The 16,129-nt window shown below is 75.8% G+C and carries 14 protein-coding genes; 4 read left to right on the forward strand and 10 right to left on the reverse strand.

The features are described from left to right. Positions 1–27 precede the first annotated feature (27 nt). The 3 genes from ACFVXN_RS00795 to ACFVXN_RS00805 form a co-directional block, all read right to left on the reverse strand. A complete protein-coding gene (locus ACFVXN_RS00795) occupies positions 28–363 on the reverse strand; it encodes a VOC family protein (RefSeq protein WP_389225780.1) in 336 nt (111 codons plus the stop codon). Positions 364–460: 97 nt separating this feature from the next. After that, positions 461–778, reverse strand: a complete 318-nt coding sequence (locus ACFVXN_RS00800; RefSeq protein ID WP_389225784.1) for an STAS domain-containing protein — start codon at positions 776–778, stop codon at positions 461–463. A 96-nt stretch (positions 779–874) separates the two neighbouring features. Continuing rightward, on the reverse strand, positions 875–1,090 hold the full coding sequence (locus ACFVXN_RS00805) for a hypothetical protein (RefSeq protein ID WP_389225787.1): 216 nt from the start codon (positions 1,088–1,090) through the stop codon (positions 875–877). 67 nt (positions 1,091–1,157) lie between these two features. Between ACFVXN_RS00805 and ACFVXN_RS00810 the strand changes: the two genes are divergently transcribed. After that, complete coding sequence (locus tag ACFVXN_RS00810) at positions 1,158–1,547, forward strand: VOC family protein (protein WP_389225790.1); 390 nt, start codon at positions 1,158–1,160, stop codon at positions 1,545–1,547. A 122-nt stretch (positions 1,548–1,669) separates the two neighbouring features. Next, positions 1,670–1,963 carry a hypothetical protein gene (locus tag ACFVXN_RS00815; RefSeq protein ID WP_389225794.1) on the forward strand — a complete coding sequence of 98 codons (294 nt, stop codon included), beginning with the start codon at positions 1,670–1,672 and terminating at the stop codon, positions 1,961–1,963. Positions 1,964–1,971: 8 nt separating this feature from the next. On the opposite strand, the gene ACFVXN_RS00820 is transcribed toward ACFVXN_RS00815, so the two are convergent. From ACFVXN_RS00820 to ACFVXN_RS00830, 3 genes are read right to left on the reverse strand one after another with little or no spacing between them, the layout of a single operon-like run. Beyond that, complete coding sequence (locus tag ACFVXN_RS00820; RefSeq protein ID WP_389225797.1) at positions 1,972–2,958, reverse strand: NAD-dependent epimerase/dehydratase family protein; 987 nt, start codon at positions 2,956–2,958, stop codon at positions 1,972–1,974. Further along, positions 2,955–5,621: an alpha/beta fold hydrolase gene (locus ACFVXN_RS00825; RefSeq protein ID WP_389225800.1), complete on the reverse strand. Its 2,667-nt coding sequence runs from the start codon at positions 5,619–5,621 to the stop codon at positions 2,955–2,957. The genes ACFVXN_RS00820 and ACFVXN_RS00825 overlap by 4 nt, the downstream gene beginning before the upstream one ends. Continuing rightward, positions 5,618–6,640: a 3-oxoacyl-ACP synthase III gene (locus tag ACFVXN_RS00830; RefSeq protein ID WP_389225803.1), complete on the reverse strand. Its 1,023-nt coding sequence runs from the start codon at positions 6,638–6,640 to the stop codon at positions 5,618–5,620. The genes ACFVXN_RS00825 and ACFVXN_RS00830 overlap by 4 nt, the downstream gene beginning before the upstream one ends. A gap of 252 nt (positions 6,641–6,892) precedes the next feature. On the opposite strand from ACFVXN_RS00830, the gene ACFVXN_RS00835 reads away from it, so the two are divergent. After that, positions 6,893–7,726, forward strand: coding sequence for a sulfurtransferase (locus tag ACFVXN_RS00835; RefSeq protein ID WP_389225806.1), 834 nt, complete (start codon positions 6,893–6,895; stop codon positions 7,724–7,726). Positions 7,727–7,748: 22 nt separating this feature from the next. Here ACFVXN_RS00835 and ACFVXN_RS00840 read toward each other — a convergent pair whose 3' ends face one another. The 3 genes from ACFVXN_RS00840 to tkt all read right to left on the reverse strand — a co-directional run bounded on the left by ACFVXN_RS00840 (position 7,749) and on the right by tkt (position 11,862). Further along, complete coding sequence (locus ACFVXN_RS00840) at positions 7,749–8,834, reverse strand: DNA polymerase domain-containing protein (RefSeq protein WP_389225809.1); 1,086 nt, start codon at positions 8,832–8,834, stop codon at positions 7,749–7,751. 83 nt (positions 8,835–8,917) lie between these two features. Then, a complete protein-coding gene (nrdI, locus tag ACFVXN_RS00845; protein ID WP_389225812.1) occupies positions 8,918–9,355 on the reverse strand; it encodes a class Ib ribonucleoside-diphosphate reductase assembly flavoprotein NrdI in 438 nt (145 codons plus the stop codon). A gap of 341 nt (positions 9,356–9,696) precedes the next feature. Next, positions 9,697–11,862 (reverse strand): transketolase, encoded by a 2,166-nt coding sequence (gene tkt / locus ACFVXN_RS00850; protein ID WP_389225815.1) that lies wholly within the window; start codon positions 11,860–11,862, stop codon positions 9,697–9,699. A gap of 215 nt (positions 11,863–12,077) precedes the next feature. On the opposite strand from tkt, the gene ACFVXN_RS00855 reads away from it, so the two are divergent. Then, positions 12,078–14,753: a phosphoenolpyruvate carboxylase gene (locus ACFVXN_RS00855; protein ID WP_389225818.1), complete on the forward strand. Its 2,676-nt coding sequence runs from the start codon at positions 12,078–12,080 to the stop codon at positions 14,751–14,753. Positions 14,754–14,838: 85 nt separating this feature from the next. Here the strand turns inward: ACFVXN_RS00855 and ACFVXN_RS00860 are convergent, their stop codons facing one another. After that, positions 14,839–16,047 (reverse strand): cobalamin-independent methionine synthase II family protein, encoded by a 1,209-nt coding sequence (locus ACFVXN_RS00860; protein ID WP_389227798.1) that lies wholly within the window; start codon positions 16,045–16,047, stop codon positions 14,839–14,841. Positions 16,048–16,129 lie beyond the last annotated feature (82 nt).

Here is a 16,129-nt window from a genome sequence, read left to right on the forward strand (position 1 = left end):
GGGCCTCTGTCGTTCCGCCGCGACCGGTCAGCTCACGCAGAACTGGCGGCCGTCCGGGTCGAGCAGGACCGTCCACCGTCCGTGGGAGTCCGCGCGCTCCTCGACCACCCGCGCTCCGAGCGTGACCAGCCGCGCGACCTCCCGGTCGCGGTCGGGCGCGCGCAGGTCGAGGTGCACGTCCGTCTCCCGGTCCGCGACCCGCCCCGGCGCCGGCTGCACGATCACGAGCACGCCGGCGCTCGTCACGTGCAGGAACCCGTTGCCGCCGTCGGCGACCGTGCCGTCCAGGCATGCGGCCCAGAAGGCCGCGGTCCGTGCGGGCTCGCTGCTGTTCATCGTGACGGCCGCGACGTGGGACACCATGCCCTGCACGCTAGGCCGCGCGCGGTGGGCGGCGCCGGGACGATCATCCCGGGACCACGCCACCGCCAGCAGGGTCGGGGCGGCCGTAGGGGCTCGCTCAGCAGGCAGCGCCCGGCCCCAGCACCGCGTCGAGCCCCAGCACCCGCAGCACCTCGGCCGCGCGCGGCGGGACGTGCCGGAGCGAGAACCCGACGCCGAGCTCGGCGCAGGCGCGGCGGCACTGCAGCAGGAACGCGACCCCGGACGAGTCGAGGAAGTCGACGTCGCGCAGGTCGGCGACGACGGGGACGCCGCCGCGCACCGCGTCCGCGAGGGCGCTGCTCGCCTGGTCGCGCATGGTCGCGTCGATCTCGCCGGACAGGACGACGACGGTCGTGCTGCCGTCGACGTACGCGGTGATGGTGCCCACCGTCATGGGGGACCGCCCTCCACGGGTCGGTGCGGTGCCGCGCCAGGTCCCCACGCGATGCGCGACGAGCGTGCCACCGATGCCGCGTCGGGGCCAGCGGTGTCAGGTCCGGTCGCGCCCTCGGCGCCGGATCCGGGCGAGCGTCGCGCCCACGACCAGACCGAACAGCACCGCCCCGACCGTGACGCCGACCAGGCGGGGCAGGACGCGCCCATCCGGCTCGGCGGCCGTGAACGCGGCGAACACGGCGACCGCCCAGGGCACCGCCAGTGCAAGGCCGAGCTGCCACCACGGGGCGTGCTCCATCCACCTGCGCATGGCGCGATGGTGGCAGATCCGGGTGCGCACCGCGCAGCCACCGCCCGAGCGCGGTAGGAAGGTGCGCATGGAGCCCCGCATCAGCCTGATCACGCTCGGCATCGACGACCTCGACCGGGAGGTCGCGTTCTACGAGGCGCTCGGCTGGCCCGCCCCGCAGCGCCCGGACGACGAGGTTGCGTTCTTCCAGGCCGGCGGGATGGTGTTCGCGCTCTGGACAGGGGTGTCCGGGCGGGGCGCGTCCGGTGTGGAGCTCGCGTACAACGTGCGCGACGCGGACGAGGTCGCCCCGGTCCTGGCAGCGGCCGTCGCGGCGGGCGGGTCGGTGGTGCGGCCCGCGGAGCTCGCGGAGTGGGGCGGGACGTCGGGGGCGTTCGCTGACCCGGAGGGGTACGTGTGGGAGGTCGCCCACAACCCCGCGTGGACGATCGGGGCGGACGGGTCGATCACGATGTGACGCAGCCGTGGTGCGGACCGGTGCGGACCGGGCGGCGGGTGCGGGTTGGCGCGCGCGTGCGACCCGGTGAGAGGGTCGGCCCCGCCGGTGCACGCCGCCCGGCCCGACCGTGGGGAGCGTCCGTGCCGTCCTACCGGGTGACGCTGACCGTCGGCGTCCTGCGTCCGGGCGTCGACCCGGCTGCCGTGCTGCCTGCCGCCGCCGACGCCGCGCGGGGGCTCGCGAAGGTCGAGGCGCAGGACGTCGCCGTCGTGGCGGGGGAGGCGCGTGTCGTCGTGCGCTACCTCGCGCTGGGCGACCCGGGCGCGGAGCGGGTGGGTCGGCGGGTGCTGGACCGGGTGAGCGGGCTGGCGGAGGTGCGGCGCGCGACGGTGGCGCGGCGCGAGGGGCCGCGCTGGGTGCCGTTGCGGGGCTGACGCGCCGGTCAGCCCCGGGCGCGGTAGTGCGCCGCCAGCCGCGCGAAGCCCTCGTCCAGGCTCACCGCGGGCGTCCACCCCAGGTCCGCGCGGGTGGCGCGCTGGTCGAACCAGTGCGCCGTCGACAGCTGCTCCGCGAGGAACCGGGTCATCGGGGGCTCGTCGGTGCCGGGTCGGAGCCGCCAGACGGCCTCGACCAGTCCGCCCGCGGTCCGGGCGAGCCCGGCGGGGACCCGCCACGCGGGCGGTCGGACGCCGCCGGCGCGGCAGATGCCGGTGAGCAGGTCGGCGACGGTCCGCGGCTCGCCGTTGGTGAGCACGTACGCGCGGCCGTGCACGTCGGGGGCGCGGTCGAGGGCCGCGGCGATGCCGTCGGCGGCGTTGTCGACGTACAGCGTGTCGATCAGCGCGCCGCCGTGGTCGAGCAGCGGGAGGCGGCCGCGGGCGGCGCGGTCGAGGACGCGCTCGACGAGCTGGGTGTCGCCGGGACCCCAGACGAGGTGCGGGCGGACGGCGACGACGCTCATGCCCCCGGGCAGGTCGCCGCGGTCGCGGTCGAGGGCCAGCAGCTCGGCGGCGGCCTTGGTGCGGGCGTAGTCGCCGCGGGCGTGCGCGGGGTCGGCGGGCTCCGCGCCGACACCGACGAGCGAGCTGCCGCCGTGCGCGACCGACGGGGACGACACCTGGACGAACCCGGTGACGCCCGCGCGCTCGGCCGCGTCGAGCAGCACGGTCGTCCCGCCGATGTTCACGGTGTCGAACTCCTGCGCGGGGCCCGCGAGGGACACGCGCGCCGCGAGGTGCACCACCGCGTCCACCCCGTCGACCGCCGCCGCGACGGCGGTCGGGTCGGTGATCGACCCGGCGACGTCGTGCGCCCCGGCGACCCCCGACGGACGGCGCTGCAAGGTGCGGACCGCGTGGCCGCGCTCGACGAGCACACGCGCGACCGCGCCGCCGAGCAGGCCGGACGCCCCGGTCACCAGGACGGTCACGGCGCGCCCACCCGCCCGCCGGCCAGCACGCGCGACGCCCAGGCGGCGAGGCGCGTCCGGTCGATCTTCGAGTTGTGCCGGATGTCCGTGGGCATCCGGGGCACCACCAGGACCGCGGCGAGGGGCACCGGCGACTCGGTGCGGACCGCGGCGGCCAGGGACGCGGGGGCGAGGCCCGCGCGCCGGACGCCGAGGACGTTCTCGACGACGGCGACCGGCTGCTGGACGCCCGCCGGACCGACCCCGACGACCGCGGCCCGGCGGACCCCGGCGACGCGCTCGACGTGCTGCTCCGGCCCGACCGGCGCGAGGGGGCCGTCGGCGGTGACGAGCACGTGCGCGAGCCGCCCCTCGATCCACAGCCGGCCGTCGGCGTCGAGGTGCCCGACGTCGCCGGTGCGGTGCCAGCGGCCGGGCGGGGTGTCGCGCTCGGCGGCGCGGTCGGTGAGCCACAGCCGGTCGTAGCGCTGCTTGAGGTGCGGGGCACGGACCAGGACCTCGCCGAGCACCCCGGGGGTCGACGCGGGGTCCCCCGTCGCGGCGCCGTCGGCGTCCAGCGCGCTGACCAGCACCTCGCCCGGGCCGACCGGGCGGCCGACGCAGACCCCGGCGTCCGGAGCCGCGGCGGCGTCGCGGATGCCGTCGAGCGTGATGTCCGTGACCAGCAGGCACTCGGTCATCCCGTACGGGGTGTGGGCGCTCGCCGCGGGCATCAGCTCGGCGGCGGAACCCAACAGCCCGGCGCCGATCGGGGCCCCGGTCGACAGGAACGTGCGGACCCGGCCCAGGGCCGCGCGGTCGTCGGCGTCCAGGGCGTCCGCGGTGGCGACGACGTTGAGGATCGCCGCGGGGGACAGGAACACGATCGCCCCGTCCGAGGCGCGCACGGCGTCGGCGACCGCGCGGGCGGTGAGCGTCCGGGGTGCGGACACGTCCATGTCCGGGGTCACCGAGCGGGTGCCGAGGGCCGGGCCCAGCAGGGCGAACGGGGCGAACCCGGTGACGAGCCCGGTGTCCGGACGCACGTCGAAGTGGTCGCGCAGCACGTCGCGCAGCGCCGAGAGCTGCGCGTGGGTGTACAGCACGCCCTTCGCGGGGCCCGTCGAGCCGGAGGTGAACAGCACCGCGGCGTCGTCGCCCGGGCCGGGCTCCGGCGGCAGCACCTCGTCGCGGCCGGCGTCGGCGACGTCGACCAGCAGGTGCGTGACGCCCAGGGCGCGGCGGGCGGCGGGCGGCAGGACGTCGGCGGCGATCCGGACCCCCGGCCAGCCGAGGGCGCGCGCCGCGGCGAGGCCCTTCGTCTGGCCGACCACCCAGTCGGGCTGCGCGCCACGCTGGGCGCGGGTCAGGCCGCGCGGGCCGAGACCGGCGTCGGCGACCACGACCACCGCGCCGATCCGCAGGCACGCGTAGACCAGGGCGGTGAGCGTCGGCCCCGGCTGGACCAGCAGCGACACCCGGTCCCCGCGGCGGACGCCGACCGCGTGCAGGCCCGCGGCGATGCGCCGCACCTGGCGAGCCAGCAGCCGCCAGCTCACGGTGCGGGGGCCGTCGGCCGCGGCCATGTCGAGGACCGCGGGGCCGGGGTCGTCGGCGCGCGCGTCGAGCGCGGCCCACAGCGGGGCGGACGCGGGACGGTCGTCGGCGGTGGCGTCGGCAGCGGCGTCGGCGGGCGCGGGGGTGCCCGCGACCTCCTCCGTCAGCCACGCGAGCAGCGCGGGTGCCCAGTCGACGTCCTCGGCCACCAGGTGACCGGCGCCCTCGTACCGGTGCACCCGGGCGTGCGGCAGCCGGTCCAGCAGGTCGTCGAGGTAGCGGTCCCGGAACACCGGGTCCCGCGGCCCCCACAGCAGGAGCGCGGGGACGTCGAGGCGGGCGACGCCCGCGGCGATCCGGTGCAGCTCGGGCGCGCTGGGGTGCGACGACGGCGCGGGGATGTCGGCGACGAACCCCTCGATGCCGTGCCGGTCGTCGGCGTGCCGGTAGGGCGCCCGGTAGGCGTCGGCGACCTCGCGGACCAGCGGGGGGTGCGCGATCGCCAGGGTGGTCTCCAGGAACGCGCGGGTGGTGCTGGTCGCCAGCCGCAGCACGGGGCCGGCGGTCGCGGCGCGCAGCGGGGCGGGGATCGCGTCGCCGTCGGGGTGCGCGACCGCGGTGTTCAGCAGGGCGACGCCCGCGAGGCGGTCGGCGTGGTCGACCGCCCAGCCCATCGCGACGACCCCGCCCCAGTCGTGCCCGAGGACGGTCACCGGGCCGTCGAGGCCCAGCGCGTCCGTGAACGCGGCCAGGTCGCGCACCCGCTCCGCCAGCGTGCGGTGCCGGCCGGTCCGCGCGGAGAAGCCCATGTCGAGCTGGTCGACCGCGACGACGCGCCACGCGGGGCCGCCCGCCGCGGCGGCGTCGACGCTCGCCGTCAGGAGGTCGCGCCACAGGTAGGACCAGGTGGGGTTGCCGTGCACGGCGAGCACCGTGCCGACCGGCTCGATCCCGCGCGCGGCGAGCTCCGGGCCGGTGTCGAGGTAGTGCCAGACGGGCACCCCCGGGCCGAGCGAGGCCTCCGCGCCGTCGACCGCCAGCACCTGGCTGAACCGCGGGTCGAGGCCGGGCAGCCCGGTGGGGGCGTGGGTGGCGGGACGGACGGGGAGCGGGGCGGACCCGCTCACCACTGCAGCTCCATCATCGCGGTGTTGATGCCCGACCCGACGCCCATCAGCAGCACCCGGTCGCCGGCGCGCAGCGCGTCCTGCTCCTCGACCAGGGTGATCGGGATCGACGCGGGGCCGACGTTGCCCAGGTGCGGGAACGTCGTCGGGACGCGCTTGCGGTCCAGGCCGACGGCCTTGACGATCGCGTCGGTGTGCACGCGGGACACCTGGTGCGTGATGTAGCGGTCCATCGCGTCCCAGTCCCAGTCGCCCGCCGCCTCGTGCCAGGCGTCCGTCACCAGGTCGAGGCCGCCCTCGAGCAGCGCCCGGGCGTCGGTGAACATGCCGTCGGTGCTGCCGACGCACAGGTCGTGGAACTGCGTCGCCGCGCGGGTCACGCCGCCGAGCAGCCGGTGCCCGCCGGGGTTCTCGTCCGTGCGTCCCAGGACCGCCGCCGCCGAGCCGGACCCCAGGGTCAGCGTGGCGAACTCCTGCATGAAGTCCTCGCGGCCCACCTCCGGGCGCAGCAGCCGGTCGATCGTCGTGCGCTGGATGTCGTCCGCGTCCTCGCCGTTCACGACGACCGCGTACCGGATCTGGCCGGCCTCGATCATCGTCGCCGCGAGGCTCATGCCGTTGACGAACCCGAGGCACGCGTTCGCGATGTCGAAGTTCACCGCGGAGCTCGGCAGCCCGATCTCGTGGTGCAGCCGCACCGCCACCGACGGCTCCAGGTGCTTGCGGGTCACCGAGGTGTTCACCAGCAGGCCCACGTCCGCGGGGTTCACCGCCGCGTCCCGCAGCGCCTGCCGCCCGGCCGCCACCGTCGCGCTGTCCGCGTCCTCGCCGTCCGCCCAGTTGCGCCGCTCGGTCACGCCCGCGACCCGCTCGAGGACCGTGCGCGGCAGCCGGAGCCGGCGCAGCGCCGACCCCAGGCGCTCCTGGATCTCGGCGGACGTGGTGATGCGGCTCGGGAGGCGGCTCGCGACGGACAGCAGCGAGACGTTCCCGAACCGGGTGGTGGCGTTACCGGACACACAGGCTCCAGAGGCGACGGCGCGAGCAGGGCTCGCAGGATGTGGCGAGGACGCCAGCATGCGGCACCGCGGCACGTCGCGCGCCACGAGAGGGACTGCGGCAGCGGCGGTCGGCGCTCGCAGGTCCGCCTGCGGGGGCTCCAGGAGGGGAACGGGCGAGCGGGCCCCGGTGTTCCAGCACGACGGCGTGGCCTGGGCCACGTCACGCGAGGGCCTCGCCCGTGACCAGCGCCGCGACGTAGCGTGGACGGCATGACCGACGTCCTCGTGACCGCGCCCGACCTCGCCGCCGAGCTCGCCGGGCCGCACCCGCCCCGCCTGCTCGACGTCCGCTGGCAGCTCGGCGGTCCGCCCGGGGTCGACGCCCACCGGGCGGGTCACCTGCCGGGTGCGGTGTTCGTCGACCTGGACGCCGAGCTCGCCGCCCCGCCGAGCGCCGCCGACGGCCGGCACCCGCTGCCCGACGTCGCCGACCTGCAGGCCGCCGCGCGCCGGTGGGGCCTGCGGGCGGGGGAGCGGGTCGTGGTCTACGACGACACCGGCGCCACGTCGGCGGCGCGCGCGTGGTGGCTGCTGCGCTGGGCGGGGGTGGCGGACGTGCGGATCCTCGACGGCGGCCTGCCGGCCTGGGTCGCGGCGGGCGGCGCGGTCGAGCCCGGGGACGTCGCGGTCGAGCCCGGCGACGTCGTCCTCACCGGCGGGCAGCTGCCGACGGTCGACGCCGACGGGGCCGCGGCGTGGGCGGCCGACGGGGTGCTGCTCGACGCCCGGGCGGCCGAGCGGTTCCGCGGCGAGGTCGAGCCCGTCGACCCCCGCGCCGGTCACATCCCCGGCGCCGTGAGCGCCCCGACGGCCGAGAACCTCGACGCGGACGGCCGGTTCCTCGCCCCCGACGCCCTCACCGCGCGGTTCGCCGCGCTGGGCGTGCCCGAGGGCGGCGACGTCGCGGTGTACTGCGGGTCCGGCGTCACCGCGGCGCACGAGGCGGCGGCGATCGTCCTGGCCGGCCGGAACCCCGTCCTGTACCCCGGCTCGTGGTCCCAGTGGTCGAACGACCCGTCCCGCGAGGCGGCCACGGGCGCCTGACCTCCCCGCAGCCGGGCGGGGCTCAGTCCGCGGGGGCGGCCTGCGGGCGGTCGCGGTCCTTGCTCGGCTGGACCCGCTTCGGCTCGCCCGGCATCTTCGGGTACTCCGGCGGGTACGGCAGGTCGCCGAGGCCGTGGTCCCGCTCGTCCTTCGCGGCGAGCTCCAGCAGGCCGTCGAGCGACCCGCGGTCCGCGGCGCCCGCGACGAGCGGCGCGAGCAGGTCGCCGACCTCGGCGAACCGCGCGGGCATCGTCGTCACGTCGAAGTCGTCCGGGTGCACGTCGGGGACCTCGTCCCAGCGCAGCGGGGCCGAGACCGTCGCGCGGCGGTTCGGGCGCACCGAGTACGCGGACGCGATCGTGCGGTCGCGGGCCATCTGGTTGTAGTCGACGAAGATCGCCTCGCCGCGCTCCTCCTTCCACCACTTCGTCGTGACCTGCCCCGGCAGCCGGCGCTCGAGCTCGCGGCCGACGGCGATCGTCGCCCGGCGGCACTGCGTGAACGTCCACCGGGGCTCGATGGGCACGAACACGTGGATGCCGCGCCCGCCCGACGTCTTCGGGTAGCCGGTGAGACCGTGCTCGGCGAGGACCTCCCGCACGTGCGGCGCGACCCGCGCGGCGTCGTCGAAGTCCGTGCCCGGCTGCGGGTCGAGGTCGATCCGCAGCTGGTCCGGTGCCTCGACGTCGGCGCTCGTGACCGGCCAGGGGTGGAACGTCAGCGTCCCGAGGTTCGCGGCCCACGCGACGACGGCGAGCTCGGTGGGGGTGACCTCGTCGGCGGTGCGGCCCGACGGGAACGTGATGGTCGTCGACCCGACGTAGTCCGGCGCGCCCTGCGGCACGCGCTTCTGGAAGAACGCGTCACCCTTGTTGTCCATCCGGGTCGACAGCCGGGCGCCCTCGAACCAGCCCCGCGGCCAGCGCTCGAGCGTCGTCGGCCGGTCGCGCAGCGCACCGAGGATGCCGTCGCCCACCGCGAGGTAGTACTCGACGACCTGGAGCTTGGTGATGCCCCGGTCCGCGAAGTACACCTTGTCGGGGCTGGACACCCGGACCGTGCGGCCGCGCACGTCGATCTCCACCGCGGGCACCTTGGAGGGGCTCATGGGCCCACCGTAGGGCGGGGCGCCCGCCCGCGCACGGGTCGCGGGCCAGGTCGGCGGGTCGGGTCGGCGGGTCAGGCGCCGCGTCAGGCGGCGGGCGCGTGCCCGTCCGCTTCGAGCGCGGCGTCGAGCTCGGCGAGGATCCGCGCGCACTCCTGGACGTCCCACGGCGTGCCGGCGATCTCGAACTCGAACAGCACCGGCCGCCGGGACTGCTCCGCGATCTGGCGGGCGGCCATCTGGTAGTACCGGCCGAAGTTCCGGTTCCCGGAGCCCATCACGCCGACCATCCGGCGGCGGTTCACCGGAGACCGGAGGAACCGGCGGACGCCCTCGGGGATCGTGTCGTTCCGGTCGTTGCCGGTCTTGTACGAGGGCGTGAGCAGCACCCACGGGCCGTCGACCTCGGTGTGCCGCACGTCCCGCTCGGCGAGGTTGAACACCGGCCGCCCGAGCCGCTCGGCGAACGACCGGACGACGCCGGACGCGGAGGAGTAGTAGTACACGGGGGTCTGCCGGCTCACGCCCCGACTCAACCCGCCCCACCCCGCGCCCCCGGAGGACGAAGGTCCCGACCCACGTCCACCCCGCCCCCGCACCCGCACCCCCGCACCCCCGCCCCGCACCCCCGCCCCGCACCCCCGCCGAGATGACAGCCCCCGCTTCTGCGCCCCCGCCCTCACGCAGGCGAGCATCGCCATCTCGACGACGAGAGGTCACGACACGCCGGGCGCGGGACGGCGCGGCCAGCGTGTCGTGACCTCTCGTCGGGTGCGGGGTGCGGGGTGCGGGTGCGGGTGCGGGTGCGGCGACGGCCGGGGCCCCGTGGGGGTCCCGGCCGTCGTCGTGCTGCGTCAGGCGTGCGTCAGAGCTGGTCGCCCGTGCCGGACGCCGTGGGGGCGTCGGAGTCGGAGCCCGGCGTGGATCCACCCGCGGCGGCCGCGATCGACTCGTGCGCGGCGGCGACCACGGCGTCCGCCGTGATGCCGAACTCCTGGTAGAGCGTCTCGTACGCCGCGGAGGCGCCGTAGTGCTCGAGGGAGACGGCGCGACCGGCGTCGCCGAGGATCTTCCACCAGGACAGCGCGATGCCGGCCTCGACGGAGACGCGGGCCTTCACCGAGGACGGGAGCACCGACTCGCGGTAGGCCTCGTCCTGCTCGGCGAACCACTCCAGCGACGGCGCCGACACCACGCGGGTGGGGACGCCGGCGGCCTCGAGCTGCTCACGGGCCGCGACGGCCAGCTGCACCTCGGAGCCGGTGCCGATCAGGATGACCTGCGGCGAGCCGGTGGACGCGTCGAGCAGCGTGTACGCACCGCGGGCGACGCCCTCGGCGGACGCGTAGCCCTCCTCGCCGCGGGGGAACGTCGGGACGTTCTGCCGGGTGAGGATCAGCGCGGCGGGGCCGTCGGTGCGCTCGAGGATGGTCTTCCACGCCTGCGCGGTCTCGTTGGCGTCGGCCGGGCGGACCACGGCGAGGCCGGGGATCGCGCGGACGGCGGTGAGGTGCTCGACCGGCTGGTGGGTCGGGCCGTCCTCGCCGAGGCCGATGGAGTCGTGCGTCCACACGTAGATCGCCGGGACGCCCATGAGGGCGGCGAGGCGGACGGAGCCGCGCATGTAGTCGGAGAACGTGAAGAACGTGCCGCCGTACGCGCGGGTGAGGCCGTGCAGGGCGATGCCCGACAGGATCGCGCCCATGCCGTGCTCGCGGATGCCGAAGTGCAGCGTGCGGCCGTACTGGTCGCCCGCGAACTCGTGCGTGGAGCGCTCGGCGGGGATGAAGGACGGCTCGCCCTTCATGGTGGTGTTGTTCGAGCCGGCGAGGTCGGCGGAGCCGCCCCACAGCTCGGGCAGCACCGGCGCGAGGGCCGAGAGGACCTCGCCGGAGGCGGCGCGGGTGGCGACGGCCTTGCCGGCGGGGAACGTCGGCAGGGCGTCGGCCCAGCCGGCCGGCAGCTCGCCGGCGCGCAGGCGCTCCAGCAGGGCGGCGCGCTCCGGGTTCGCGGCCTTCCAGGCGTCGAAGCCGACGGCCCACTCGGCCTGGTACGCCTTGCCGCGCTCGAGGGCCTTGCGGGTGTGCGCGATGACCTCGGGGGCGACGTCGAACGACTTCTCGGGGTCGAAGCCGACGGCCTCCTTGAGGCCCTTGACCTCGTCGGTGCCGAGCTTGGAGCCGTGCGAGCCGTGCGTGTTCTGCTTGGTCGGCGACGGCCAGGCGATGATCGTCCGCAGGCCGATGAACGACGGGCGGTCGGTGACGGCCTTGGCGGCCTCGATCGCGGCGTGCAGCGCGTCCACGTTCTCCGTGTACTCGCCGCCCTCGGTCCAGTCGACGAACTGGACGTGCCAGCCGTAGGCCTCGTACCGCTTGAGGACGTCCTCGGTGAACGCGATCTCGGTGTCGCCCTCGATCGAGATGTGGTTGTCGTCCCAGATCGCGATGAGGTTGCCGAGCTTCTGCGTGCCGGCGACGGACGAGGCCTCGGAGGAGACGCCCTCCTGCAGGTCGCCGTCGGAGCAGATCGTGTAGACGAAGTGGTCGAACGGGCTGGTGCCCGGGGCCGCCTCGGGGTCGAGCAGGCCGCGCTCGCGGCGGGCCGCCATCGCGAAGCCGACCGCGGAGGAGATGCCCTGGCCGAGGGGGCCGGTGGTGATCTCGACGCCGTCGGTGTGCTTGTACTCCGGGTGGCCGGGGGTCTTGGAGCCCCAGGTGCGCAGCGCCTCGATGTCCTCGAGCTCGAGCCCGAAGCCGGCGAGGTACAGCTGGATGTACTGGGTCAGCGAGGAGTGGCCCGCGGACAGGATGAACCGGTCGCGGCCCAGCCAGTGCGGGTCGGCCGGGTCGTGCCGCAGCACGTTCTGGTAGAGCAGGTACGCGGCCGGGGCCAGGCTGATCGCCGTGCCGGGGTGGCCGTTGCCGACCTTCTCGACGGCGTCGGCGGCCAGGACACGCACCGTGTCGACGGCCTTGACGTCGAGCTCGGTCCATCCGACCTGCTGGGCCAGGGGAGCCTTCGCGTTCACCGCACCTCATTTCCGCCCGGACCTCGGCGGCCCGGATCATCGGGGGTTGCTGCTCGCCCGGTCGCGGGAGGCGACCGGCCGCGGGCACTGCCACCGAGCCTAGACTCCCGCGGGCGTCGCGCAGGACATACCGCCCAGGCGTCCGGTCCACGGACGAGGTAACCGGCATCCGGACAACCGTCTCGTGCGTCGGACGGTTGACCTACGCTTGACCGGTGACCGACCCCCAGCCCTCGCGCGAGGCCCGCCGCGGCCTCGCGCGCCACGAGGTCCCCGACCCGTTGCGCAACGACGTCCGGATGCTCGGCGAGCTCCTCGGCCGCGTGATCCGCGAGTCCGGTGGCGACGCCCTGTTCGACGACGTGGAGCGCGTCCGCGCGCTGACCATCCGCGCCCACGACGAGCAGGACCTCGCCGCGCTCACCGAGGCGGAGGAGCTCGTCGCCTCCTTCTCCATCGAGCGGGCGCAGCAGGTGGCGCGCGCGTTCACCTGCTACTTCCACCTGGCGAACCTCGCCGAGGAGCACCACCGCGTGCGCGTGCTGCGCGACCGCGAGGCGGAGCTGCCCGCCGGCGAGCTGATGCAGGACGACTCGCTGCCCGCCGCGATCGACGCGCTCGCGCACGAGGTCGGCCGCGACGAGGCGCTGCGCCGCCTGCAGACGATGGAGTTCCGTCCCGTCCTCACGGCGCACCCGACCGAGGCCCGCCGCCGGTCCGTGTCCCGCGCGATCCGCCGGATCTCGGACCTGCTGGCCGAGCGTGACGCGCTCGCCGCGGGCGGCACCTCGCGCGCCGAGAACGACCGCCGTGTGGTCGAGGAGATCGACACGCTGTGGCGGACGTCCCCGCTGCGGACCCAGAAGCCCACGGTGCTCGACGAGGTCCGCACCGTCATGAACATCTTCGACACGACGCTGTTCGAGACCTTCCCGACCGTCTACCGCCGGCTCGACGACTGGCTGAACGCCGACGGCGCCGGCCGCGAGGAGCCGCTGGTCCGGCCGTTCGTGCGGCTCGGCTCGTGGATCGGCGGCGACCGGGACGGCAACCCGAACGTCACCGCCGAGGTGACCCGGGCCGCCGCGGCGCTGGCCAGCGACCACGTGCTGCGTGCGCTCGAGGAGTCGGCGCGGAAGATCTCCGCGAAGCTCACCCTCGACGCGGCCGGGACCCCGGCCTCCGCGGAGCTCACCGCCCTGTGGCAGCGGCAGCGCGACCTGTCCGAGGACGCCGCCGCCAAGGCCGCCTCCGAGGTCCGCGACCAGCCGCACCGCCGGGCGCTGCGGATGGTCGCCGAGCGGCTGGCCGCCACCCGCCGCCGCGACGCCGACCTGTCGTTCTCCGGACCCGAGGAGCTGCTCGCGGACCTCGCGGTGGTGCAGCAGTCGCTCGTCGCCGCCGGTGCGCCGCGCGCCGCCTACGGGGACCTGCAGAAGCTGATCTGGCAGGTGCAGACCTTCGGGTTCCACCTCGCGGAGCTCGAGGTCCGCCAGCACTCGCAGGTGCACGCCGCCGCGCTGGCCGACCTCGAGGCGCACGGCATCGACGGCGAGCTGGAGCCGCGCACGCTCGAGGTCGTGGAGACCTACCGCGCGATCGGGGCGATCCAGCGCCGGTACGGCGTCGCAGCCGCGCGCCGCTACATCGTGTCGTTCACGCAGGCCCCGGAGCACCTGGCGACCGTGTACCGGCTCGCCGAGCTGGTGTTCCCGGACCCGGAGACCCGCCCGGTCATCGACGCCGTCCCGCTGTTCGAGACGTTCGCGGACCTCGAGGCGAGCGTCGACATCCTCGAGGAGATGCTGACGCTGCCCGCCGTCCAGGCGCGGCTCGCCGAGAACGGCCGGCACGTCGAGGTCATGCTCGGCTACTCCGACTCGTCCAAGGACGTCGGCCCGGTCGCCGCGACGCTGGCGCTCGACGTCGCCCAGAGCCGGATCGCGGACTGGGGCAGGCAGCACGACCTCAGCCTCACGCTGTTCCACGGCCGCGGCGGTGCCCTCGGGCGCGGCGGCGGCCCCGCGAACCGGGCCGTGCTCGCCCAGCCCCCGGGCTCCGTCGACGGCCGGTTCAAGCTCACCGAGCAGGGCGAGGTCATCTTCGCCCGGTACGGCAACCCGACCATCGGCGCCCGGCACATCGAGCAGGTGGCCGCGGCGACGCTGCTGGCCGGGGCGCCCTCGACCGAGCGCCGCAACGCCGGTGCGACCGAGCGGTTCGCCGACCTCGCCGCCGCGCTGGACGCGTCCTCGCGGACCCGGTTCTACGAGCTGGTCCGCGCCGACGGGTTCCCGCAGTGGTTCGCCCAGGTGACCCCGCTCGAGGAGATCGGCCTGCTGCCGATCGGCTCGCGCCCGGCCCGCCGCGGCCTGTCCGTGGAGTCGCTCGACGACCTCCGCGCGATCCCGTGGGTGTTCTCCTGGTCGCAGGCCCGGACCAACCTCGCCGGCTGGTTCGGCCTCGGCACCGCGCTGGAGTCGGTGGGCGACCTCGCCGAGCTGCAGGCCGCGTACGCGGACTGGCCGCTGTTCAGCACGATGATCGACAACGTCGAGATGTCGCTGGCCAAGACGGACGAGCGCCTCGCGGAGCGGTACCTCGCGCTCGGCGACCGCGACGACCTCGCCGGCCTGGTGCTCGAGGAGATGGCGCTGACCCGCACGTGGGTCCTCGCGATCACCGGCTCGGAGAGCATCCTGTCCCGACGCCGGATCCTCGGCCGCGCGGTGCAGCTGCGCAGCCCGTACGTCGACGCCCTGTCGCTGCTGCAGATCCGGGCGCTGCGCGCGCTGCGGACCGGCGAGTCGGACGACCTGGTCGAGGACAACAAGCGGCTGCTGCTGCTGTCCGTGAACGGCGTCGCCGCCGGCCTGCAGAACACCGGCTGACCCCGCCCGGCCCGCGACGACGACGGCCCGGCTCCCCGCGTGGGGTGCCGGGCCGTCGTGCGTGCCGGGCGGTCGTGCGGGGTCGTCAGCGCCAGAGGCGCCGCGTGGCCAGCTCCGCACCCCGGACCAGCGTCTCGAGCTTCGCCCAGGCGATCTGGTGGTGGATCCGCCCGCCGAGGCCGCAGTCGGTGGCGGCGACGACGTTCTCCCGGCCGACCAGGTTCGCGAACCGCTCGATGCGGTCGGCGACGAGCTCGGGGTGCTCGACGACGTTCGTGGCGTGGCCGACGACGCCCGGGAGGATGAGCTTGCCCTCGGGCAGCTGGACGTCCTCCCACACGCGCCACTCGTGCTCGTGGCGGGCGTTCGCGGCCTCGAACGAGTACGCGCCGGCGTCGACCGTGAGCATCGTGCGGACGATGTCCTCCATCGGCAGGTCGGTCGTGTGCGGGCCGTGCCAGGAGCCCCAGCAGAGGTGGTAGCGGATCCGGTCCTGGGGAAGGCCCCGCAGCGCGTGGTTGAGCGCCTCGACGCGCATCTGCGTGAACCGGAGGTAGTCCTCGACCGTGGGCTCCGGGGTGATCTGGTCCCAGTTCTCGGCCATCGACGGGTCGTCGATCTGCAGCACCAGGCCGGCGTCGATGATCGCGACGTACTCCTCGCGCATCGCGTCGGCGAGCGCCCAGACGTACTCCTCGTCCGTGCCGTAGAACTCGTTGTCCATCCGCGCGGCGCTGCCGGGGGCGATGGACGTCACGAAGCCCTCGCGCGCACCGGTCGCGTCGAGCGCGGTGCGCAGGTTCGCGACGTCCTGCGCCACGGCGTCCTGGCCGGTGTAGGTCACCGGGGCGACGGCCGTCGGGAACGGCTTGGGGTCGCCGCCGTGGAACACCCCGCTGGTCGGGTCGGCGTACGCCTCCTCGAACGCGGCGCGGTCGCGACGCCGGCCGAAGCCGGTCACCCGCACGTCGCCGGGGCCGGACTGCACGTCCTTGACGATCCAGCTGGCGCCGTCGCGCAGCTCCAGGCCGCCGAGCCGCTGGAACGAGTACGACCACCAGGCGCCGTAGTCGATGGCGCTGCTCATCGCCTTGCCGAACTCGCCGTCGCCGGGCACGTCGATGCCGAGGTCCACCTGGCGGCGGACGAGGTCGGTGACGGCGCCGCTGAGCAGCTCGGCGTAGCCGGCCGGGTCCTCGCCGGCCTCACGGGCGGCGTTGGCGGCGATCAGCTCGGGGGTGCGGGGCAGGCTCCCGGCGTGGCTGGTCAGGACGTGGTCGGTGCTGCGGATCATCGGGTCTCCCGGATCGGGGGTGTCGAGCCCCGTCATCGTGGCACGTCAGGTACCGGGCGGCCCGGGGCGTCCACGGCCCGGT

This window comes from Cellulomonas sp. NPDC058312, from assembly GCF_042880135.1.
GTDB lineage: Bacteria > Actinomycetota > Actinomycetes > Actinomycetales > Cellulomonadaceae > Cellulomonas.